Origin of the sequence: Pseudomonas sp. NFR09, assembly GCF_900111535.1 — a bacterium.
Lineage (GTDB): Bacteria > Pseudomonadota > Gammaproteobacteria > Pseudomonadales > Pseudomonadaceae > Aquipseudomonas > Aquipseudomonas extremorientalis.
This window is the reverse complement of the sequence record NZ_FOIH01000010.1, coordinates 173838-189955: the sequence shown is the minus strand read 5'-3', so window position 1 is coordinate 189955 and position 16118 is coordinate 173838. Positions and strand designations below refer to the sequence as shown.

General features: G+C 63.1%; 14 protein-coding genes. 3 read left to right on the top strand and 11 right to left on the bottom strand.

What is annotated here, in order from left to right:
- Nucleotides 1-1440, bottom strand: coding sequence for a cytochrome ubiquinol oxidase subunit I (locus tag BMX59_RS22330; protein ID WP_071489952.1), 1440 nt, complete (start codon nucleotides 1438-1440; stop codon nucleotides 1-3).
- A gap of 319 nt (nucleotides 1441-1759) precedes the next feature.
- On the opposite strand from BMX59_RS22330, the gene BMX59_RS22325 reads away from it, so the two are divergent.
- Entirely contained in the window at nucleotides 1760-3010 is a 1251-nt protein-coding gene (locus tag BMX59_RS22325; RefSeq protein WP_093125849.1) for an MFS transporter, read from the top strand.
- A gap of 120 nt (nucleotides 3011-3130) precedes the next feature.
- Here BMX59_RS22325 and BMX59_RS22320 read toward each other — a convergent pair whose 3' ends face one another.
- The 4 genes from BMX59_RS22320 to BMX59_RS22305 form a co-directional block, all read right to left on the bottom strand.
- Entirely contained in the window at nucleotides 3131-5314 is a 2184-nt protein-coding gene (locus BMX59_RS22320; RefSeq protein WP_093125845.1) for a xanthine dehydrogenase family protein molybdopterin-binding subunit, read from the bottom strand.
- Nucleotides 5311-6300, bottom strand: coding sequence for an FAD binding domain-containing protein (locus BMX59_RS22315; protein WP_092248269.1), 990 nt, complete (start codon nucleotides 6298-6300; stop codon nucleotides 5311-5313). The genes BMX59_RS22320 and BMX59_RS22315 overlap by 4 nt, the downstream gene beginning before the upstream one ends.
- The gene (locus BMX59_RS22310; protein WP_071493627.1) at nucleotides 6297-6803 is read right to left on the bottom strand and encodes a (2Fe-2S)-binding protein; all 507 of its coding nucleotides are present in this window, start codon (nucleotides 6801-6803) and stop codon (nucleotides 6297-6299) included. Before BMX59_RS22310 ends, BMX59_RS22315 begins: the two co-directional genes overlap by 4 nt.
- 96 nt (nucleotides 6804-6899) lie before the next feature.
- Nucleotides 6900-7346 (bottom strand): DUF4879 domain-containing protein, encoded by a 447-nt coding sequence (locus tag BMX59_RS22305; RefSeq protein WP_092248266.1) that lies wholly within the window; start codon nucleotides 7344-7346, stop codon nucleotides 6900-6902.
- 173 nt (nucleotides 7347-7519) lie between these two features.
- Here BMX59_RS22305 and BMX59_RS22300 point away from each other — a divergent pair, with 173 nt between their 5' ends.
- On the top strand, nucleotides 7520-8815 hold the full coding sequence (locus tag BMX59_RS22300; RefSeq protein ID WP_058427718.1) for an NCS2 family permease: 1296 nt from the start codon (nucleotides 7520-7522) through the stop codon (nucleotides 8813-8815).
- Nucleotides 8812-9891, top strand: coding sequence for a tRNA (uridine(54)-C5)-methyltransferase TrmA (trmA, locus tag BMX59_RS22295; protein ID WP_093125837.1), 1080 nt, complete (start codon nucleotides 8812-8814; stop codon nucleotides 9889-9891). Before BMX59_RS22300 ends, trmA begins: the two co-directional genes overlap by 4 nt.
- On the opposite strand, the gene BMX59_RS22290 is transcribed toward trmA, so the two are convergent.
- The 6 genes from BMX59_RS22290 to BMX59_RS22265 form a co-directional block, all read right to left on the bottom strand.
- Nucleotides 9874-10341, bottom strand: a complete 468-nt coding sequence (locus BMX59_RS22290) for a DUF2442 domain-containing protein (protein ID WP_093125831.1) — start codon at nucleotides 10339-10341, stop codon at nucleotides 9874-9876. The two genes, trmA and BMX59_RS22290, sit on opposite strands and share 18 nt — an antisense overlap.
- Nucleotides 10338-10766 (bottom strand): DUF4160 domain-containing protein, encoded by a 429-nt coding sequence (locus BMX59_RS22285; protein WP_093125823.1) that lies wholly within the window; start codon nucleotides 10764-10766, stop codon nucleotides 10338-10340. The genes BMX59_RS22290 and BMX59_RS22285 overlap by 4 nt, the downstream gene beginning before the upstream one ends.
- Nucleotides 10767-10900: 134 nt before the next feature.
- The gene (locus BMX59_RS22280) at nucleotides 10901-12214 is read right to left on the bottom strand and encodes a TolC family outer membrane protein (protein WP_093125819.1); all 1314 of its coding nucleotides are present in this window, start codon (nucleotides 12212-12214) and stop codon (nucleotides 10901-10903) included.
- Complete coding sequence (locus tag BMX59_RS22275; protein WP_093125815.1) at nucleotides 12211-13536, bottom strand: HlyD family type I secretion periplasmic adaptor subunit; 1326 nt, start codon at nucleotides 13534-13536, stop codon at nucleotides 12211-12213. The genes BMX59_RS22280 and BMX59_RS22275 overlap by 4 nt, the downstream gene beginning before the upstream one ends.
- Nucleotides 13533-15269 carry a type I secretion system permease/ATPase gene (locus BMX59_RS22270; protein WP_093125810.1) on the bottom strand — a complete coding sequence of 579 codons (1737 nt, stop codon included), beginning with the start codon at nucleotides 15267-15269 and terminating at the stop codon, nucleotides 13533-13535. The genes BMX59_RS22275 and BMX59_RS22270 overlap by 4 nt, the downstream gene beginning before the upstream one ends.
- A gap of 162 nt (nucleotides 15270-15431) precedes the next feature.
- Complete coding sequence (locus tag BMX59_RS22265) at nucleotides 15432-16052, bottom strand: heme acquisition protein HasA (protein ID WP_093125807.1); 621 nt, start codon at nucleotides 16050-16052, stop codon at nucleotides 15432-15434.
- Nucleotides 16053-16118: the final 66 nt, after the last annotated feature.

Here is a 16118-nt window from a genome sequence, read left to right as displayed (position 1 = left end):
TCAATGCCCCTTGTGCTGGATGTGCGCGTGATCGTCGTCGCTGCCATCATCGGCGGCGGACAACGGACGGGCCGGTGTACGTTTCTGGCCCGGGCCACCATGGGTGGGCTCGCTGCCTTCGTGGGTCTGAGGCCCTTTGCGCACCAGGCGCATCATGTAGCCCAGGCCTGCGCCGAACAGCGCGAAGTACACCACCACGAACAACACCAGGGTGATGGTCATCTGCGCCAGGCTATGCCCGGAGGACGCGTCCGCCGTGCGCATCAGCCCGTAGACCACCCACGGCTGGCGGCCGATCTCGGTGGTGAACCAACCCGCAAGTATGGCGATCAGGCCGGACGGCCCCATCCACAACGCCAGGTACAGGAACGGTTTGGACGTGTACATCTTGTCGCCCCGGCGTAGCCAGAGGCTGAACAGGCCGGTGAAGATCATCAGGAAGCCCAGGCCGACCATGACCCGGAACGACCAGAACACGATGGTCGAGTTGGGGCGGTCTTCCGGTGGAAACTCCTTGAGGGCCGGCACTTGCTTATCCAGGGAGTGAGTGAGGATCAGGCTGCCCAGGTACGGGATCTCCACCGCGTACTTGGTTTTCTCGGCCTTCATGTCGGGCCAGCCAAACAGGATCAGCGGAGTCGGTTCGTTGCCGATGTTTTCCCAGTGGCCTTCAATCGCGGCGATTTTCGCCGGTTGGTGCTTCAGGGTGTTGAGGCCATGGAAATCACCGATCACCGCCTGGATGGGCGCAACGATCAGGGCCATCCACATCGCCATGGAGAGCATCTTGCGGATCGCCGGGTTGTCCTTGCCGCGCAGCAAGTGCCAGGCTGCCGAGGAGCCGACGAAGAACGCGGTGGCCACAAAGGCCGCCGTGGCCATGTGCGCCAGGCGATAGGGGAACGACGGGTTGAAGACCACGGCGAACCAGTCGGTCGGGATCACACGGCCATCGATGATTTCAAAACCCTGGGGCGTCTGCATCCAGCTGTTGGACGAAAGGATCCAGAACGTGGAAATCAACGTCCCCACGGCCACCATCACGGTGGAGAAGAAGTGCAGGTTGCGCCCGACCTTGTTCCAGCCGAACAGCATCACGCCGAGGAAACCGGCCTCGAGGAAGAACGCCGTGAGCACTTCGTACGTAAGCAGCGGGCCGGTGACGGCGCCGGCAAAGTCCGAGAAGCGGCTCCAGTTGGTGCCGAACTGGTAGGCCATGACCAGGCCGGACACCACGCCCATGCCGAAGTTGACGGCAAAGATCTTCGACCAGAAGTGGTAGAGATCGCGGTAGGTGTCGTTGTGGGTCTTGAGCCACAAGCCTTCCAGCACCGCGAGGTAACTGGCCAGGCCGATGGTGATCGCCGGGAACAGGATGTGGAACGAGATGGTGAACGCAAATTGAATTCGGGCGAGATCGAGCGCCTCCAAACCGAACATAAGTCTTCCTCTGTCAGGTAATACCGGCTGCTGGCGGGAGCCTGCACCCACTGCCCCCACGGATATGGAGTCTGGCGAATTTCGATTCGTTTCTTTTTTTAGCCAACCGCGTAGGGAATCTGGCCCGCAGGCCACCAGGCCGATGCCCGGGCGGGCATTGATCTGGATCAAGCATTGCTGAAAGAGTAGTCCCATTTTCAGGAATGAACTGTGTGGTCTTTTGCCGCGTGACAGACTGCCTCAGCTCAGTTGTTGCAACTATCTGTTACAACTTAATGATAATCTCGGCGCTTCCTTTGGCTCTGATCTGAATTCCCCGATGCCTAGTGAACCCGCGTTGCTGTTGCGTCACCACCGCCCTTTCATCGCGTTCTGGCTGGCGCGCATCTTCACCGCCAGCGGCTTCCAGATGCTCACCGTGGCCATCGGCTGGAACCTCTACCAACTGACCGGCAATGTGCTGGACCTGGGGCTGGTCGGCCTGGTGGAGTTCGTACCCCGCGTACTGTTCATGCTGCACACCGGGCATGTGGCCGACCGCTATGAGCGACGCAAGGTGGCCGCCATCTGCCAGACCGTGCAGGCGCTGATTGCCCTGAGCCTGGCCATCGGCGGCCTGACCGGCAACGTGACCCGCGAGATGATCTTTATCCTCGCCTTCCTGCTGGGTGCCGCGCGCTCGTTCGAAATGCCCACCACCCAGGCACTGCTGCCAAGCATCGTGCCCAGCGCGCTGTTCCCACGCGCCGTGGCCTCGTCGCAGTCGGCCCAGCAACTGGCAACCATTGTCGCGCCGGCGCTCGGCGGTTTGCTCTACGCGTTCGGCAGCGTGTGGGTGTATGGCCCTACCGTGGTGCTGTACCTCATTGCCTGCGTGCTGACCCTCAACCTGCCCGCCCGCCAGACCCCATTGAATAAAGGCAAGGCCACCCTGGATTCGCTGCTGGCCGGCATCCGGTTTATCCGCAGCCGCCCGGACATTCTCGGCGCCATTTCCCTCGACCTGTTCGCGGTGCTGCTGGGCGGTGCGACCGCGCTGTTGCCGGTGTTCGCCAAGGACATCCTGCTGACCGGCGCCTGGGGCCTGGGCCTGCTGCGCTCGGCGCCGGCGGTGGGGGCGTTGCTGATGTCGCTGTGGCTGGCGCGGTTCTCGGTGGACCGCCATGTGGGCCGCGTGATGTTCACCGCTGTCGGTGTGTTCGGCGTGGCGACCATCGCCTTCGGCCTGTCCACCTCCTTCTGGTTTTCCCTCGCGGTGCTGGTGGTGCTGGGGGCAGCGGACATGATCAGCATGGTCATCCGTGCGTCCTTCGTGCAGCTGGAAACCCCGGATGAAATGCGCGGTCGGGTCAGTGCGGTCAACGGCCTGTTTATCGGTGCGTCGAACCAGTTGGGCGAATTCGAATCCGGGATCACGGCCCACTGGTTCGGCACCGTGCCGGCCGTGGTCATGGGCGGGATCGGTACGCTGGTGATAACAGGCGTGTGGATCAAGCTGTTCCCGACCCTGGCCAACCGTGACCGCATGCACGTGCCGGTGGAAGAGCCTATTCAAAAAACCAGCGTATAACCCATGTGGGAGGGGGCTTGCCCCCGATAGCGCCATGTCAGTCACAGCATCGTTGACTGACACCCCCCATCGGGGGCAAGCCCCCTCCCACACTTGATAACCAGTGCTGGCTAGAGCGTGTCAGAGCACCTTATCGAGGGTGATGGGAAATTCCCGCACCCGTTTGCCGGTGGCGTGATAAATCGCATTCGCCACCGCCGCCGCAACACCGACGATGCCGATCTCCCCCACGCCCTTGGACCCGAGGGCGTTGACGATCTCGTCATGCTCCTCGACAAACACCACGTCGATCTCGCCGATGTCCGCGTTCACCGGGATGTGGTACTCGGCCAGGCTGTGGTTCATGAAGCGCCCCAACTGATGATCCGTCTGGGTTTCCTCATGCAGGGCCATGCCGATGCCCCACACCACCCCGCCGAGAATCTGGCTGCGGGCCATCTTGGGGTTGACCACGCGCCCGGCGGCAATCGCACTGACCACGCGGCTGACCTTGATGGTGCCCAGGTCTTCGTCGACCCGGACTTCCACAAACACCGCCGAATGGGTCGCGGTGCTATAGCCCTCGCGTTTTTTGTCGGGCTCGCTGTCGACCTGCACCTCCAGCGCGTCTTCGCCACTGTCCTTGACCAACTGCGCCAACGACACACTCACGTCACCGGTATGCAACTGGCCGTCTTCAAAGCGTACGGATTCGGCCTGCGTGAAGACCGGGTAAGTCTGCCGAGCAATGACCAGCAGTTTGCCGGTCAACGCTTCGCAGGCCTGCTGCACCGCCGTGCCCACCGAAGACACGGTAAACGAGCCGCCCTGCAGCGGTGCGGTAGGCAATGAGGAATCGCCCAACACAAAGACCACGTCCTCGACTGCCACGCCACTGGCCTGCGCCGCAATCTGGGTCATCACCGTGTAAGTGCCGGTGCCGATATCGGTGGTGGCGCTGCTGACCGTCAGCTTGCCCTGCGCGTCGATCCGCGCCTTGGCGCTGGCCTTCATCTGCATGGCTTCCCACACCCCGCCGGCCATGCCCCAGCCGATCAACTGGCGACCGTCGCGCATGCTGCGCGGTTCCGGGTTGCGCTGGCTCCAGCCGAAACGCTCGGCACCTTCGCTGTAGCATTCGCGCAGGGCCTTGCTTGACCAGGGTTTGTCTTCGTTCTGGTTGCGCTCGGCGTAGTTGATCAGGCGCAGTTGCACCGGGTCGATTCCCAAGGCGCAGGCCAGTTCATCCATGGCGCACTCCAGGCCGATCACCCCGAGCGCTGCGCCAGGTGCGCGCATGTCCAGGGGCGTGAACACGTCCAGGGGCACCAGGTTGTAAGTCAGTTGCACGTTGTCGCAGTGATAGAGCATGCCGCTCCACTCCACCACATGTTCGCTGAAATCCTCGAAGCGCGAGGTCTGGCCGATAGCGGTGTGGCCCAGCGCGAGCAAACGACCGTCGGCGGCCGCGCCCATCTGCAAACGCTGCAAGGTGCGCGGGCGGTAGCCGAAGGTGAACATCTGTTGGCGAGTCAGGGTAACGCGCACCGAGCGTTTGAGCGCCAGGGACGCCATCACCCCCAGCGGCAATTGGTACTGCGGGCGCAAACCTGAGCCAAACGCGCCGCCCACGAACGCGGCAAAGATGCGCACCTGGCTTTTATCCAGGCCGAAGACTTTTTGCACATAGGCCTGGCAGTTCTGCGGGCCCTGGGTCTTGTCATGGATATGCAGGGTGCCGTCCGGCTGATACAGCACGGTGCTGGCGTGGGGCTCCATCGGGTTGTGATGTTCGACGGGCGTGCTGTAGTGCAGGTCCAGGCTGAAGGGGGCGCCGCTCCACTCGGCCTGGAAGTTGCCGCGCGGCTTGGGCGGGGTTTGCGGCGAGGCATAGGCCTGTTCCTGCATGGCCAGCAGGTCGGTTTCGAAGGCTTCGGTTGCGTACTCGATCTCCACCAGGGAGCCGGCATGCCGCGCCAATTCGAGGTTGTCGGCGATCACCAAGGCCAGGGGTTGGCCGCTGTACAGCACGCGATCGTTGTACAGCGGGCGGAACGGCGAGCCATCGGCTGCGTCGTCGTCCTGGAAAGCGTCGTCGTAGCTGGCGATTCTTGGCCGGTTGAGGTGATCAATTACCGCCACCACCCCCGGCAGCGCCAACGCCCTGGAAGCGTCGATACGCAGCACGCGGCCCTTGGCGACGGTACTGGACACCACGCTGCCATGCAGCAGGCCCTCCTCGGGAAACTCACCGGCGTAACGCGCCTGGCCGGTAACCTTGAGCAGACCGTCGACCCGGTCCAAGGGTTTGCCGATGGCAGTCATGGGCGTTCTCCTGCAACAGCGGCGTCACTCAGGGCACGAATGATGCCCCGGCGCGCCAACTTGATCTTGAAGCCGTTGTGTTCCAAGGGTTCTGCGTCTTGCAACAGGGCGTCGGCGGCTTGGCTGAAGGTTTCGCGGCTGACAACCTGGCCGATCAGCCCGGCTTCCACCGCGCGGTCGCGCCAGGGTTTGTGGGCCACGCCGCCGAGCGCCAGGCGCGCATCAATGATGCGGTCGCCGTCCAGCTCAAGGGCTGCAGCGACAGACACCAAGGCGAAGGCGTAAGAGGCGCGGTCGCGAATCTTCAGGTAGTTGCTATGGCTTGCCAGGTTGTCGGCAGGCAGTTCGATGGCGGTGATCAGTTCATCGTCGGCCAGCAGGTTGTCCCGTTGCGGCGTATCACCGGGCAGGCGGTGGAAGTCGGCGAACTCGATGATCCGCGCACCGCCACGGCCCTCGACATGCACCCGCGCCGCCAATGCCGCCAGGGCGACACACATGTCCGAAGGATGGGTAGCGACACACTGCTCACTGGCACCGAGGATCGCATGGATGCGGTTCAAGCCGGTGCGCGCCGGGCAGCCACTGCCGGGCTCGCGCTTGTTGCACGGTACCGTGGCGTCATAGAAGTAGTAGCAACGGGTGCGCTGCAACAGGTTGCCGCCGGTACTGGCCATATTGCGCAGCTGCGGCGAGGCACCGGCGAGGATGGCTTGGGAGAGCAACGGGTAACGCTGTTCGATCAACGGGTGCCAGGCCAGGTCGGCATTGCTCACCAGGGCGCCGATCAACAGTCCGCCACTGGACGTTTGCTGAATGTCATGCAGCGGCAGGCCGGTGATGTCGATGAGGTGTTCGGGGCGGCTGATGTTCTCTTTCATCAGGTCCAGCAGGTTGGTGCCGCCGGCGATAAAGCGCGATGCGGCGCTGCTGAGGTGCACGGCCTCCTGTACGCCGGTCGGCCTGCTGTAATGGAAGGGGTTCATGGTTTGCCCTCCAGGACTTCCTCGATGGCATCGCGGATATTGCTGTAGGCGCCGCAGCGGCACAGGTTGCCGCTCATCAGCTCCTGGATCTGCGCGGTGTCGTGGGCACGGCCTTCATTGGCCAGGCCCACGGCGGAACAGATCTGGCCGGGGGTGCAGTAGCCGCACTGGAAGGCGTCGTGCTTGATAAACGCCTGCTGCATCGGGTGCAGTTGGTCGCCGTCGGCCAGGCCTTCGATAGTGGTCAGCTCGGCGCCGTCGCACATCACCGCCAGGGTCAGGCAGGCATTGATCCGCTTGCCGTCGCGCAATACCGTGCAGGCGCCGCATTGGCCGTGGTCGCAGCCTTTTTTGCTACCGACAAGGTCAAGTTGCTCGCGCAGAAGGTCGAGCAGTGTGGTCCACGGCAATACATCCAGTTGGCGGTCCTGGCCGTTGAGGCTCAGGCGTATCGAGTGGCTGACGAACGGTTGGGCCGCCGCGCCATTGGGGGTTGCGCTCATAAACACCTCACGGGTTGGTGGACATCCGCGGCGTTCAGGGAAATCGCCGTCTCAGGGGTACGACTTCCCGGGGTAATGAGCGTTCAAGGTGATTGATCAGCGGATATTGAGCAGCGTCGTCAGGGTGTTCTGCGGGGGGTTGATCGAGGAATTGCTGTATTGGAACCAGCCCTGGGCCTGCACGTTCAGGTCAAATACATAGATGTAGCCCATCAGTGTGCCGGCCCCGTTGCAGGCCTCGCTGATGTTGCCGACCTGGCAGACCGCCGTGCGCTGCCCATTGAGCTCTGCGCCATCAAAGCGGCCCATGGGGTTGTTGCCCAGGCCGACTTCCATGACTGACACCTTGGTGGGCCCACGGTGCGTGCACATCTGCGTGCTTTGTGCGCGCTCGGGGATGGTTTCCGTGCACGCCGCCGATTCAACCTTGAACACGCGCACTTCGCTCAACGGCGGTGCAGTCGCGCCCCAGGCCGGTGCTGCGCCGAGCAACAGGCTGATACAGGGGATCAGGGCTAGACTCCACAGGCTGGCGTTTTTCATGTTGCAGATGACCTTGGTTTAAACGTCGGCGCAGTATGCCTCAAGGCCTCGGCTGCTGGTATGATGCGCCGCTTTTTCCGATCCTCTCTGAAACCAAAGGCGCTTGGCGCAGTTTGTGCTTTGACTTAGAGGTCAACAAATCACGACGCCACAGAGCGTCACAGGGAGCAGGCATGCTGGAAAAGCTGTTTCAACTCAAGGCACACAACACCAACGTGCGCACCGAGATCCTCGCGGGCATCACGACATTCCTGGCCATGGCCTACATCCTGTTCGTGAACCCGAGCATCCTCGGCGAGACCGGCATGGACAAGGGCGCGGTGTTCGTCGCGACCTGCCTGGCGGCCGCCATCGGCTCGACCGTGATGGGACTGATCGCCAACTACCCGATCGCCCTCGCGCCGGGCATGGGCCTCAACGCCTTCTTTACCTACACCGTGGTGCTGCACATGGGCCACACCTGGCAGGTGGCGCTGGGTGCGGTGTTCATTTCGGCGGTGTTGTTCTTCCTGTTGTCGATCTTCCGTATCCGTGAGTGGATCATCAACGCCATCCCCCTGCCCCTGCGCTCGGCGATTGCCGCCGGTATCGGCCTGTTCCTGGCTTTGATCGCCCTGCACAACGCCGGCATCGTGGTCAGCAACCCGGCCACCATGGTGGGCCTGGGCGACTTGAAACAACCGGCACCAATTCTCGCCACCCTCGGTTTCGTGCTGATCGTGGCCCTGGAAGCCCTGGCCGTGCGCGGCGCGGTGCTGATCGGCATCCTGGCGGTGACCCTCGTGTCCATCCTGCTGGGCGTCACGCCTTTTGGCGGCGTCACGTCGATGCCACCGTCCCTGGCCCCGACCTTCCTGCAGCTGGATATCAAGGGCGCGCTGGATATCGGCCTGGTCAGCGTGATCTTCGCCTTCCTGTTCGTCGACCTGTTCGATAACTCCGGCACCCTGATCGGCGTGGCCAAGCGTGCCGGCCTGATGGGCAAGGATGGCCACATGCCAAAAATGGGCCGTGCGCTGATCGCCGACAGCACCGCCGCCATGGCCGGCTCCCTGCTCGGCACCTCGACCACCACCAGCTACATCGAGTCGGCGGCGGGCGTGAGCGCCGGCGGCCGCACCGGCTTGACCGCCATCGTGGTCGCGATCCTGTTCCTGCTGGCGTTGTTCTTCTCGCCACTGGCCGCCAGCGTCCCAGCCTTCGCCACCGCGCCGGCCCTGCTGTTCGTGGCAGTGCTGATGACCCAGGGCCTGGCCGAAATCGACTGGGACGACATTACCGTAGCAGCGCCGGTGGTGATCACCGCCCTGGCAATGCCTTTCACCTACTCCATCGCCAACGGCATCGCCTTCGGTTTCATCGCCTGGACCGCCATCAAGCTGCTTTCGGGCCGCTACCGTGAGCTGAACCCGGCGCTGGTGATTCTGTCGATTCTGTTCGTGATCAAGCTGGGCTGGTTCAACGCATGACTTTTGACGCCGCACGCTACACCGCTCAACTGCAAGACAAGGTCACGCGCTTGCGTGACCTGTTGGCACCGTTCGACGCGCCCGAGCCGCAGGTCTTCGACTCGCCGCTGCAGCACTTCCGCCTGCGCGCGGAGTTCCGCCTGTGGCGCGAAGGCGGTGAACGCCACTACGCGATGTTCTCCCAGGACGACAAGCGCACGCCGATCCTGATCGAAGCGTTCCCCATCGCCAGCCAGCGCATCAACCAATTGATGCCGCAGCTCAAGGCCGCCTGGCAAGCCAGTGCCGCCCTGAGCCACAAGCTGTTCCAGGTGGAGTTCCTCACCACCCTGGCCGGCGACGCGATGATCACCCTGTGCTATCACCGCCCGCTGGACGAGCACTGGCACACCGCCGCCAACCAGCTGGCTGCCGACTTGAATGTCAGCATCATCGGCCGCTCCAAGGGCAAGCGCGATGTGATCGGCCATGACTACGTGGTGGAAAAGCTCGAAGTCGGCGGGCGCACCTTCAGCTATCGCCAGCCCGAAGGTGCCTTCACCCAGCCCAACGGCACGGTGAACCAGAAGATGCTCAACTGGGCCTACGACGCCCTGGGCGATCGCCCGGATGATCTGCTGGAGTTGTACTGCGGCAACGGCAACTTCACCCTGCCCCTGGCGACGCGCGTGCGCAACGTGCTGGCTACCGAAATCAGCAAGACCTCGGTGAATGCGGCCCTGAGCAACCTCGATGAAAACGCGGTGGGTAACGTCACGCTGGTGCGTCTCTCTGCCGAAGAACTCACCGAAGCCCTCAACGAAGTGCGCCCGTTCCGCCGCCTGCACGGCATCGACCTGAAAAGCTACGAATTCGGCAGCGTGTTCGTCGACCCACCGCGCGCCGGCATGGACCCGGACACCTGCGAACTGACCCGACGCTTCGACAACATCCTGTACATCTCCTGCAACCCGGAGACGTTGGCGGCGAACATCGCGCAACTGCATGACACGCATAAGATTACGAAATGCGCGATGTTTGACCAGTTTCCGTGGACGCACCATATGGAATCCGGGGTGTTATTGACTCGGCGGTAACTCGACGTCCTCCGGTTCCTTCTTGCGCGGCCGCCCGCCCTTCTTGCCATTGGCGCGAGCGGCGGCGGCTTTGGCGGCGCTGCTTTTGCGACCGTTGCGCGAAGCAACCAGGCTGATCGCCAGGTCCATCAGGGGTTTGCTGGTGGCAATCAGGCCCGTGATCGAAACATCCAGGTCTTGGGCCTCACAGCACAGCGCCTTTCCGCCAAAGCCGACTTCCAGTTGCTCAAAGTCCTCCAGGGAAAACCCTGCGAACTCGGGCAGACCCGCTACCGGCAGTACAATGCGACTACCGTCGATGAAGCCGATGGAAATGCAGTTGTCTTCATAACGCACAGCGCTGGCACGGGCATAAAGGTGCCGTGTCTTGCGCCCTCGGGCTATCGCCTTTTCGACGTCGGCCTCAGTGAGCGGTTTATAGGGTACAACTTTGGCTTTTACGATTTTCATAGATCAATCCCCACGCAGTCTGGTGCTCTTACCAGATTCAAAATTGTCCTCTGCGCTACGACATCGTGCCGAGCACTTGCGATGACGTGGACTCCACGTCGAATAACCAACCCTGGCACCAACTCACCGGCCTCCCAATCCCAGGAATGATTCTCCAGGCAGACCGTTTGCAGGTATTCCCACCAGAGCCTACGTGCCCGCGCCAAGTAATGCCGCTGCATGATCGCCCAGCGTATTTCTTTCAAAACCGCCATGGGTGGCCGCCGCCGCTCAGGCTCTACGTCCCACAACTCCACGTCCCCGTCCAGAAAGCTGAAACGAAAACGCGCATCCCATTCCTTCCCCCGCACATGCACATGGGGCGGGCAATGCTCATCCCTGATAAACACCGAAATCACATATCCTTTGTAATTGCCTACTCTCATCGTAACCCATCCGTTAGGTTATTTTCCGCCAAGTAACAATTTTCCCCTGTCACCCGACAACCGGCCCCATTTCCCGAAGCTGATTCACAGATTAGTAAGCACAAAAAACCCGGCGAATGCCGGGTTGTAACCACTTATGCCGAAGGCTGGAAATACCCCGCCAAGGCCCGCAAGTCCTGCTCGCTCAGCAACCCCGCGTAATACTTCAGCTGAATCCTCGCCAGCAGATACGCATGTCGCGCATTCGCCAAATCGCGGCGGGCGGTGAAGAGTTGTTGTTCTGCGTCGAGCACGTCGAGGTTGACCCGCTCACCGCCGGCCACACTCTTTTTCGTCGCAGCGACTAAAGCCGTGGCAGAGCTGACGGCCATTTCATAAGCACGCACTTTGGCCGCGCCGCTGGTGTTGAGGTTGAACTGTTTGCGCAACTCCACCAGCGTGGCCGAGGTTTGCGCGTCCAGTTCGTATTGGGCCTGGGACAGTTGATTAGCCGCCTGGCGCGTAGAGGCCGACACGCCGCCACCGGCAAACAGCGGCAAGCTGACCTGGATGCCGACCGTGTTGGTGTCGTACTTCTGGTTGTAGCTGCTCTCCGAGTCGGAGTGGGTCTGGCGGCTGGTGGCGTACAGGCTGACCTTGGGCAGGTGCCCGGCACGTTTGCGTTCCACTTCATAGGCGGCCACGTCCAGGGCGTGGTGCTGGGATTGGAGTTCCGGGTTGTTGGCCATGGCCAGTTCGCGCCAGGTTTCGAAACGGTTGGGTTCCAGCGGCGGGATCTCGAATTGGCGCGTCAGTGGCGCCAGTTCTTCGATCTGCAACGGTTGGCCGACGATGGCTTCCAACTCGCGCAGGGCGCTGTCCTGGGCATCCTGGGATTCGATTTCTTCGGCCTGGGCCAGGCTCAGGCGCGCCTGGGTTTCCAGCACATCGGTGCGCGTGCCTTCGCCACCTTTGAGCAGGCGGTCATTGAGTTGCAGGCGCTCGGCATACGCACGTTTCTGTGCGCGGCTCAGCTCGATTCGCTCCTGGGCCAATAAAGCCTGGCTGTAGGCGTTGAGCACCCGCACCGCCAGCTCCTGGCTCTTGCCGCGAAAGCGTTCATCGGCCATCAACGCCTGGGCGGTGCCCTGGCGAAAGCGCGCGTAGGCCTCGTAATCCAGCAGCGGTTGTTGCAAGGTCAGGGTCGACGCGTAACTGCGGTAGTCACGGTCACTGGTGACATCACCCGCCGTCACTTCGGATTCGTTGCGCGAATTGTTGTAGCTCCACGACAGGTTCGGCAACAGCGCCGCGCGGCCGATCACGCGGTTTTCTTCACCGGCTTCACGCTCCTGGATCGCGGCCTGAAAGGTCGGGTCATTGCGCAGGGCCAGGTCGTAGGCATCCAGCAAACCCAAGGCGTGCGCCGAGGTACACCCCAAACACAAGGTAAACAGCAGCGCCTTCATTCTTCCACCAGCGCCATGTGGGTGCGATCCATCAACGGTTTGAACAGGTAGTTGAGCATCGAGCGCTCCCCGGTCTTGACGAAGGTTTCCACCGGCATGCCCGGACGGATCTGCACGCCGTCCAGTTGCTGCATGCCCGCCGCGCTGACCTGGGCACGCAGCGTGTAATACGGCTCGTCGGTGCGCTCATCGACCTGGCGGTCCGCCGAAACCAGCGTCACCTCACCGGCCACTCGTGGCGTGGTGGATTGGTTGAACGCCGAGAACATCAACTCCACCGGCAAGCCCGGATGCACTTTGTCGACCATCTGCACCGGCACCCGCGCCTCCACCAGCAAGGGCTCGCCCTGGGGCACGATGTCCATCAACGCCTGGCCGGGCTTGATCACGCCACCTTCGGTGTACACGTCCAACCCCACCACCACGCCCGACGCCGGCGCTCGCACCAGGCTGTTGGCCAGTTCGAACTCGGCCGAGGCCAGGCGATTGCGCAGGTCGTCGCTGCGGGTGCGGGTCTCGGCCAACTGGCCGCGCAGGTCTTTCTGGAAGTCTTCGCCAAGCTGGCGGATACGCAGGCGCAGTTCCATCACCTGGCGCTGCAATTGGCCGATGCGCCCGTCGTCTTCGGCGATGGCGCCGTCGATCTGGGAGTACAGGCGCTCGCTGTCGAGCAGGCGGTTGCGCGGGATGTAACCGTCACGCGCCAACTCGCGCAGGCCTTGCAGTTGCTCATTCAACGCCGCCCGCTGCCGGACTTTGCTCGCTTGCGAATCCCGCGTGCCACGCAACTGCGCCTCGGCGCCGGCGATGGTTTCGCGCAGGCCTTGTTGCTCGGTGGCCAGTGCCTGGGCCCGGCTCTGGAACAGTTGCCGTTGCAGGCTCAGCGTGCCCGTCGCCTCGGGATCGTTGAGCAGCTCGGGGCCGAAGCTGATCGCCGCCAGCCCTTCGCTTTCGGCACTCAAGCGCGCCTCACTGGCCAGGGATGCCAGGTACTGGCTGCGCAGGGACTGCATCTGCCCGCGCAAAGGCGTTTCTTTCAAGCGCAGCAGGACCTGGCCAGCGCTGACCACATCACCGTCGCGCACCTCGATGCGTTCCACGATCCCCCCGGCCGGGTGCTGCACCGTCTTGCGATGGCCCGAGACCATGACCTTGCCCGGCACCGCAACACCCTTGTCCAACGGCGCCAACGCTGCCCAGCCGAGAAACCCGGCAAAACCGCCGAGCATCAGCAGCCAACCCAGGCGCGAATATTTTTTATCATCCAGCGCCAGCACATTGTTCGGCGCGTCACTGATCAGCACGGGTTTGCTCTGGCTCATGCCTGTTTTCCTTCACCAAGGCGGTAACTCATGTTCAGGGTCGACACTGGCTTGCTCGCTGCCGGTTTCTGCCGTGCCTCCAACACGCGGGCCGTCGGCCCGAAGGCCTGCAACTGGCCGTCCTTGAGGATCAGCAACTGGTCCGTCAGGGTCAGTACGTTGGGCTTGTGGGTGATCAGGATCACCGTGCGACGCTGTTGCTTGAGCTGGCCGATGGCCTGGAGCAGGGCCTGTTCGCCCACCTCGTCGAGGTTGGCGTTGGGCTCGTCCAGCACGATCAGCACAGGCAGGCCGTACAGCGCACGCGCCAGGCCGACCCGCTGTTTCTGGCCACCGGACAGCCCGGCGCCGCCTTCGCCCAACGGCGTGTCGTAGCCTTGCGGCAGTTGCAGGATCAGCTCATGCACGCCGGCCATTTGTGCGGCGGCGAGGACCTTGTCCGCGTCGACCTCGGCAAACCGCGCGATGTTTTGCGCGATGCTGCCAGCGAACAGCTGGATGTCCTGCGGCAGGTAGCCAATGTGCGGGCCCAGTTGCTGTTTGTCCCACAGGGCCAGGTCGGCGCCGTCCAGCAGCACCTTGCCGGCCAAGGGTGCCCAGGCGCCCACCAGGATCCGGGCCAGGGTGGATTTGCCGCAGCCTGACGGCCCGATCACCCCCAGTACCTCGCCCGCCGCCAGGCTGAAACCCAGGTTGGCCAGCGCCGGTCGGCGGCTGCCGGGGGCGCAGGCCCTGATTTGCTCGACGCTCAGTTGGCCCTTTGGCACCGGCAGGCTCATGCGTTCGGGCCGGGCCGGGTTGGCCTCCAGCATCTGTGACAGGCGATCAAACGCCAGGCGCGCCGAGCCCCACTGCTTCCACACGCCGATCAACTGGTCGATGGGGCTGAGCACGCGGCCCATGAGGATCGAACCGGCGATCATCATCCCCGGCGTGATGTCACCCTGCACCGCGAGCAACGCGCCCAGGCCCAGCACCAGCGACTGCAATGCCAGGCGCACGCCCTTGGACCAGGCGGTGACCGTCGCGGTCTTTTCACTGGCCAGGTTCTGCTGCGCCAGGAACGCCTGGTGCTGGCCGAACCAACGCGCGCGCAAGGTGGCGAGCATGCCCATGGCTTCGATGGTGTCGGCATTGCGCAGGTTAGCCGTGGCCTGCTGGCTGGCGCTGATCGACAGTTGGCTGGCCAGGGCCATCGGGGCCTGGCTGACGTGGTGGTTGACCCACGCCAGCACGATCAACAGCACTGCGCCGACCAGCGCCAACAGCCCGAGCCAGGGGTGGAACAGAAAGATCACCAACAGGTACACCGGAAACCACGGCGCATCGAAAAACGCGAACAACGCCTGGCCGGTGGCGAACTGACGTAGCGTGGTCAGGTCATGCAACGCCTGGCCGGCCGCCTGGGTGCCGCCCTTGAGTTGCGCTTCATACGCGGCGTCGTACACCCGCTGGTTCAAGCGCATGTCCATCTGCGTGCCGAGACGGATCACCACCTGGCTGCGCACCCACTCCAACGCGCCCATCAGGCCGACCAGGCCAAGGATCATCAGCGTCAGCATGAGCAGGGTCATCTGGTTGCCCGAAGCCAGCACCCTGTCGTACACCTGCAGCATGTACAGCGCCGGGGCGAGCATCAGCAGGTTGATCACCGCCGAGAACAGGCCGATGTTGAAGAAGCCACTTTTATAGGCCGTGAGGGCAGCCAGGGTTTCGTTGCCGGCGTGGCGCATCTGGGGATTCTCAAAGGGTTGAGCGGGCAGCGCCGTCGCGTTGACAGGCTGTACGACGCTGCGCAGAATTCGGCACCGCCGTCGCTGAAGAGATAGAAGGCTTGGGCGACGGCGGTGTGTCATGCGGCGAATGGGAGAGCGATCTTCCATTCGCTTTTTTGCTTAAGCGGCCAGCGCGAAGTCCTGAGGCACCTCTTGTACGCCCACCAGCGCCACGTCGGAGGCGGCGACAGCAGCCGAGTCCACATGCGCCACACCGGCAGCGGCCAGTTGGTCGAACGTCGAGTTGATCGACAGGCTTGGGTCGATGTCCTTGAGCAGGGAGTCGATCGCCGACGCCAGTGCCGAGCTGTCGCCGCTCATCAGGCCGTAGACGATTTTGTGCACCTGGCCGTCGCGGCCTTCGGACTGCAGGCTCGACAGGCCCAGGTTGGCGAAGCTGACTTCCTGCTCGGCGAGGGCGTAGCTACCGCCGGCAGCGCCGCCCGTCAGAATGGTGCCCAGGTCCAGCGAGTCGATCGAACCCCACAAGGTGTGCGACGGCGGGTTGAACAAGGTGTAATGCAGGTCGCCGTTGGCCACCACCGCGGCATCGCTGACGGTGCTCGACACGCCATATTGGGTGCCGTCGAACGGGCCAGGATTGAAACCACCGGTGTTCGAACCCTCTTTGACCGACCCTTCACGGTGGTTCAGGTCACCAAAGTAAGCCGACCAGTCGCTCAGGTACTCGGCAACGGTGTTCGCGGCGAAGGCGGTGCTGTATGAAATAGAAATGCTCATGCAAAACTCCAAGTCATGGGGTGGTATCTCCGCAGCAAGCCAGTGCCTGCTGTGGTTTTGCCCGTC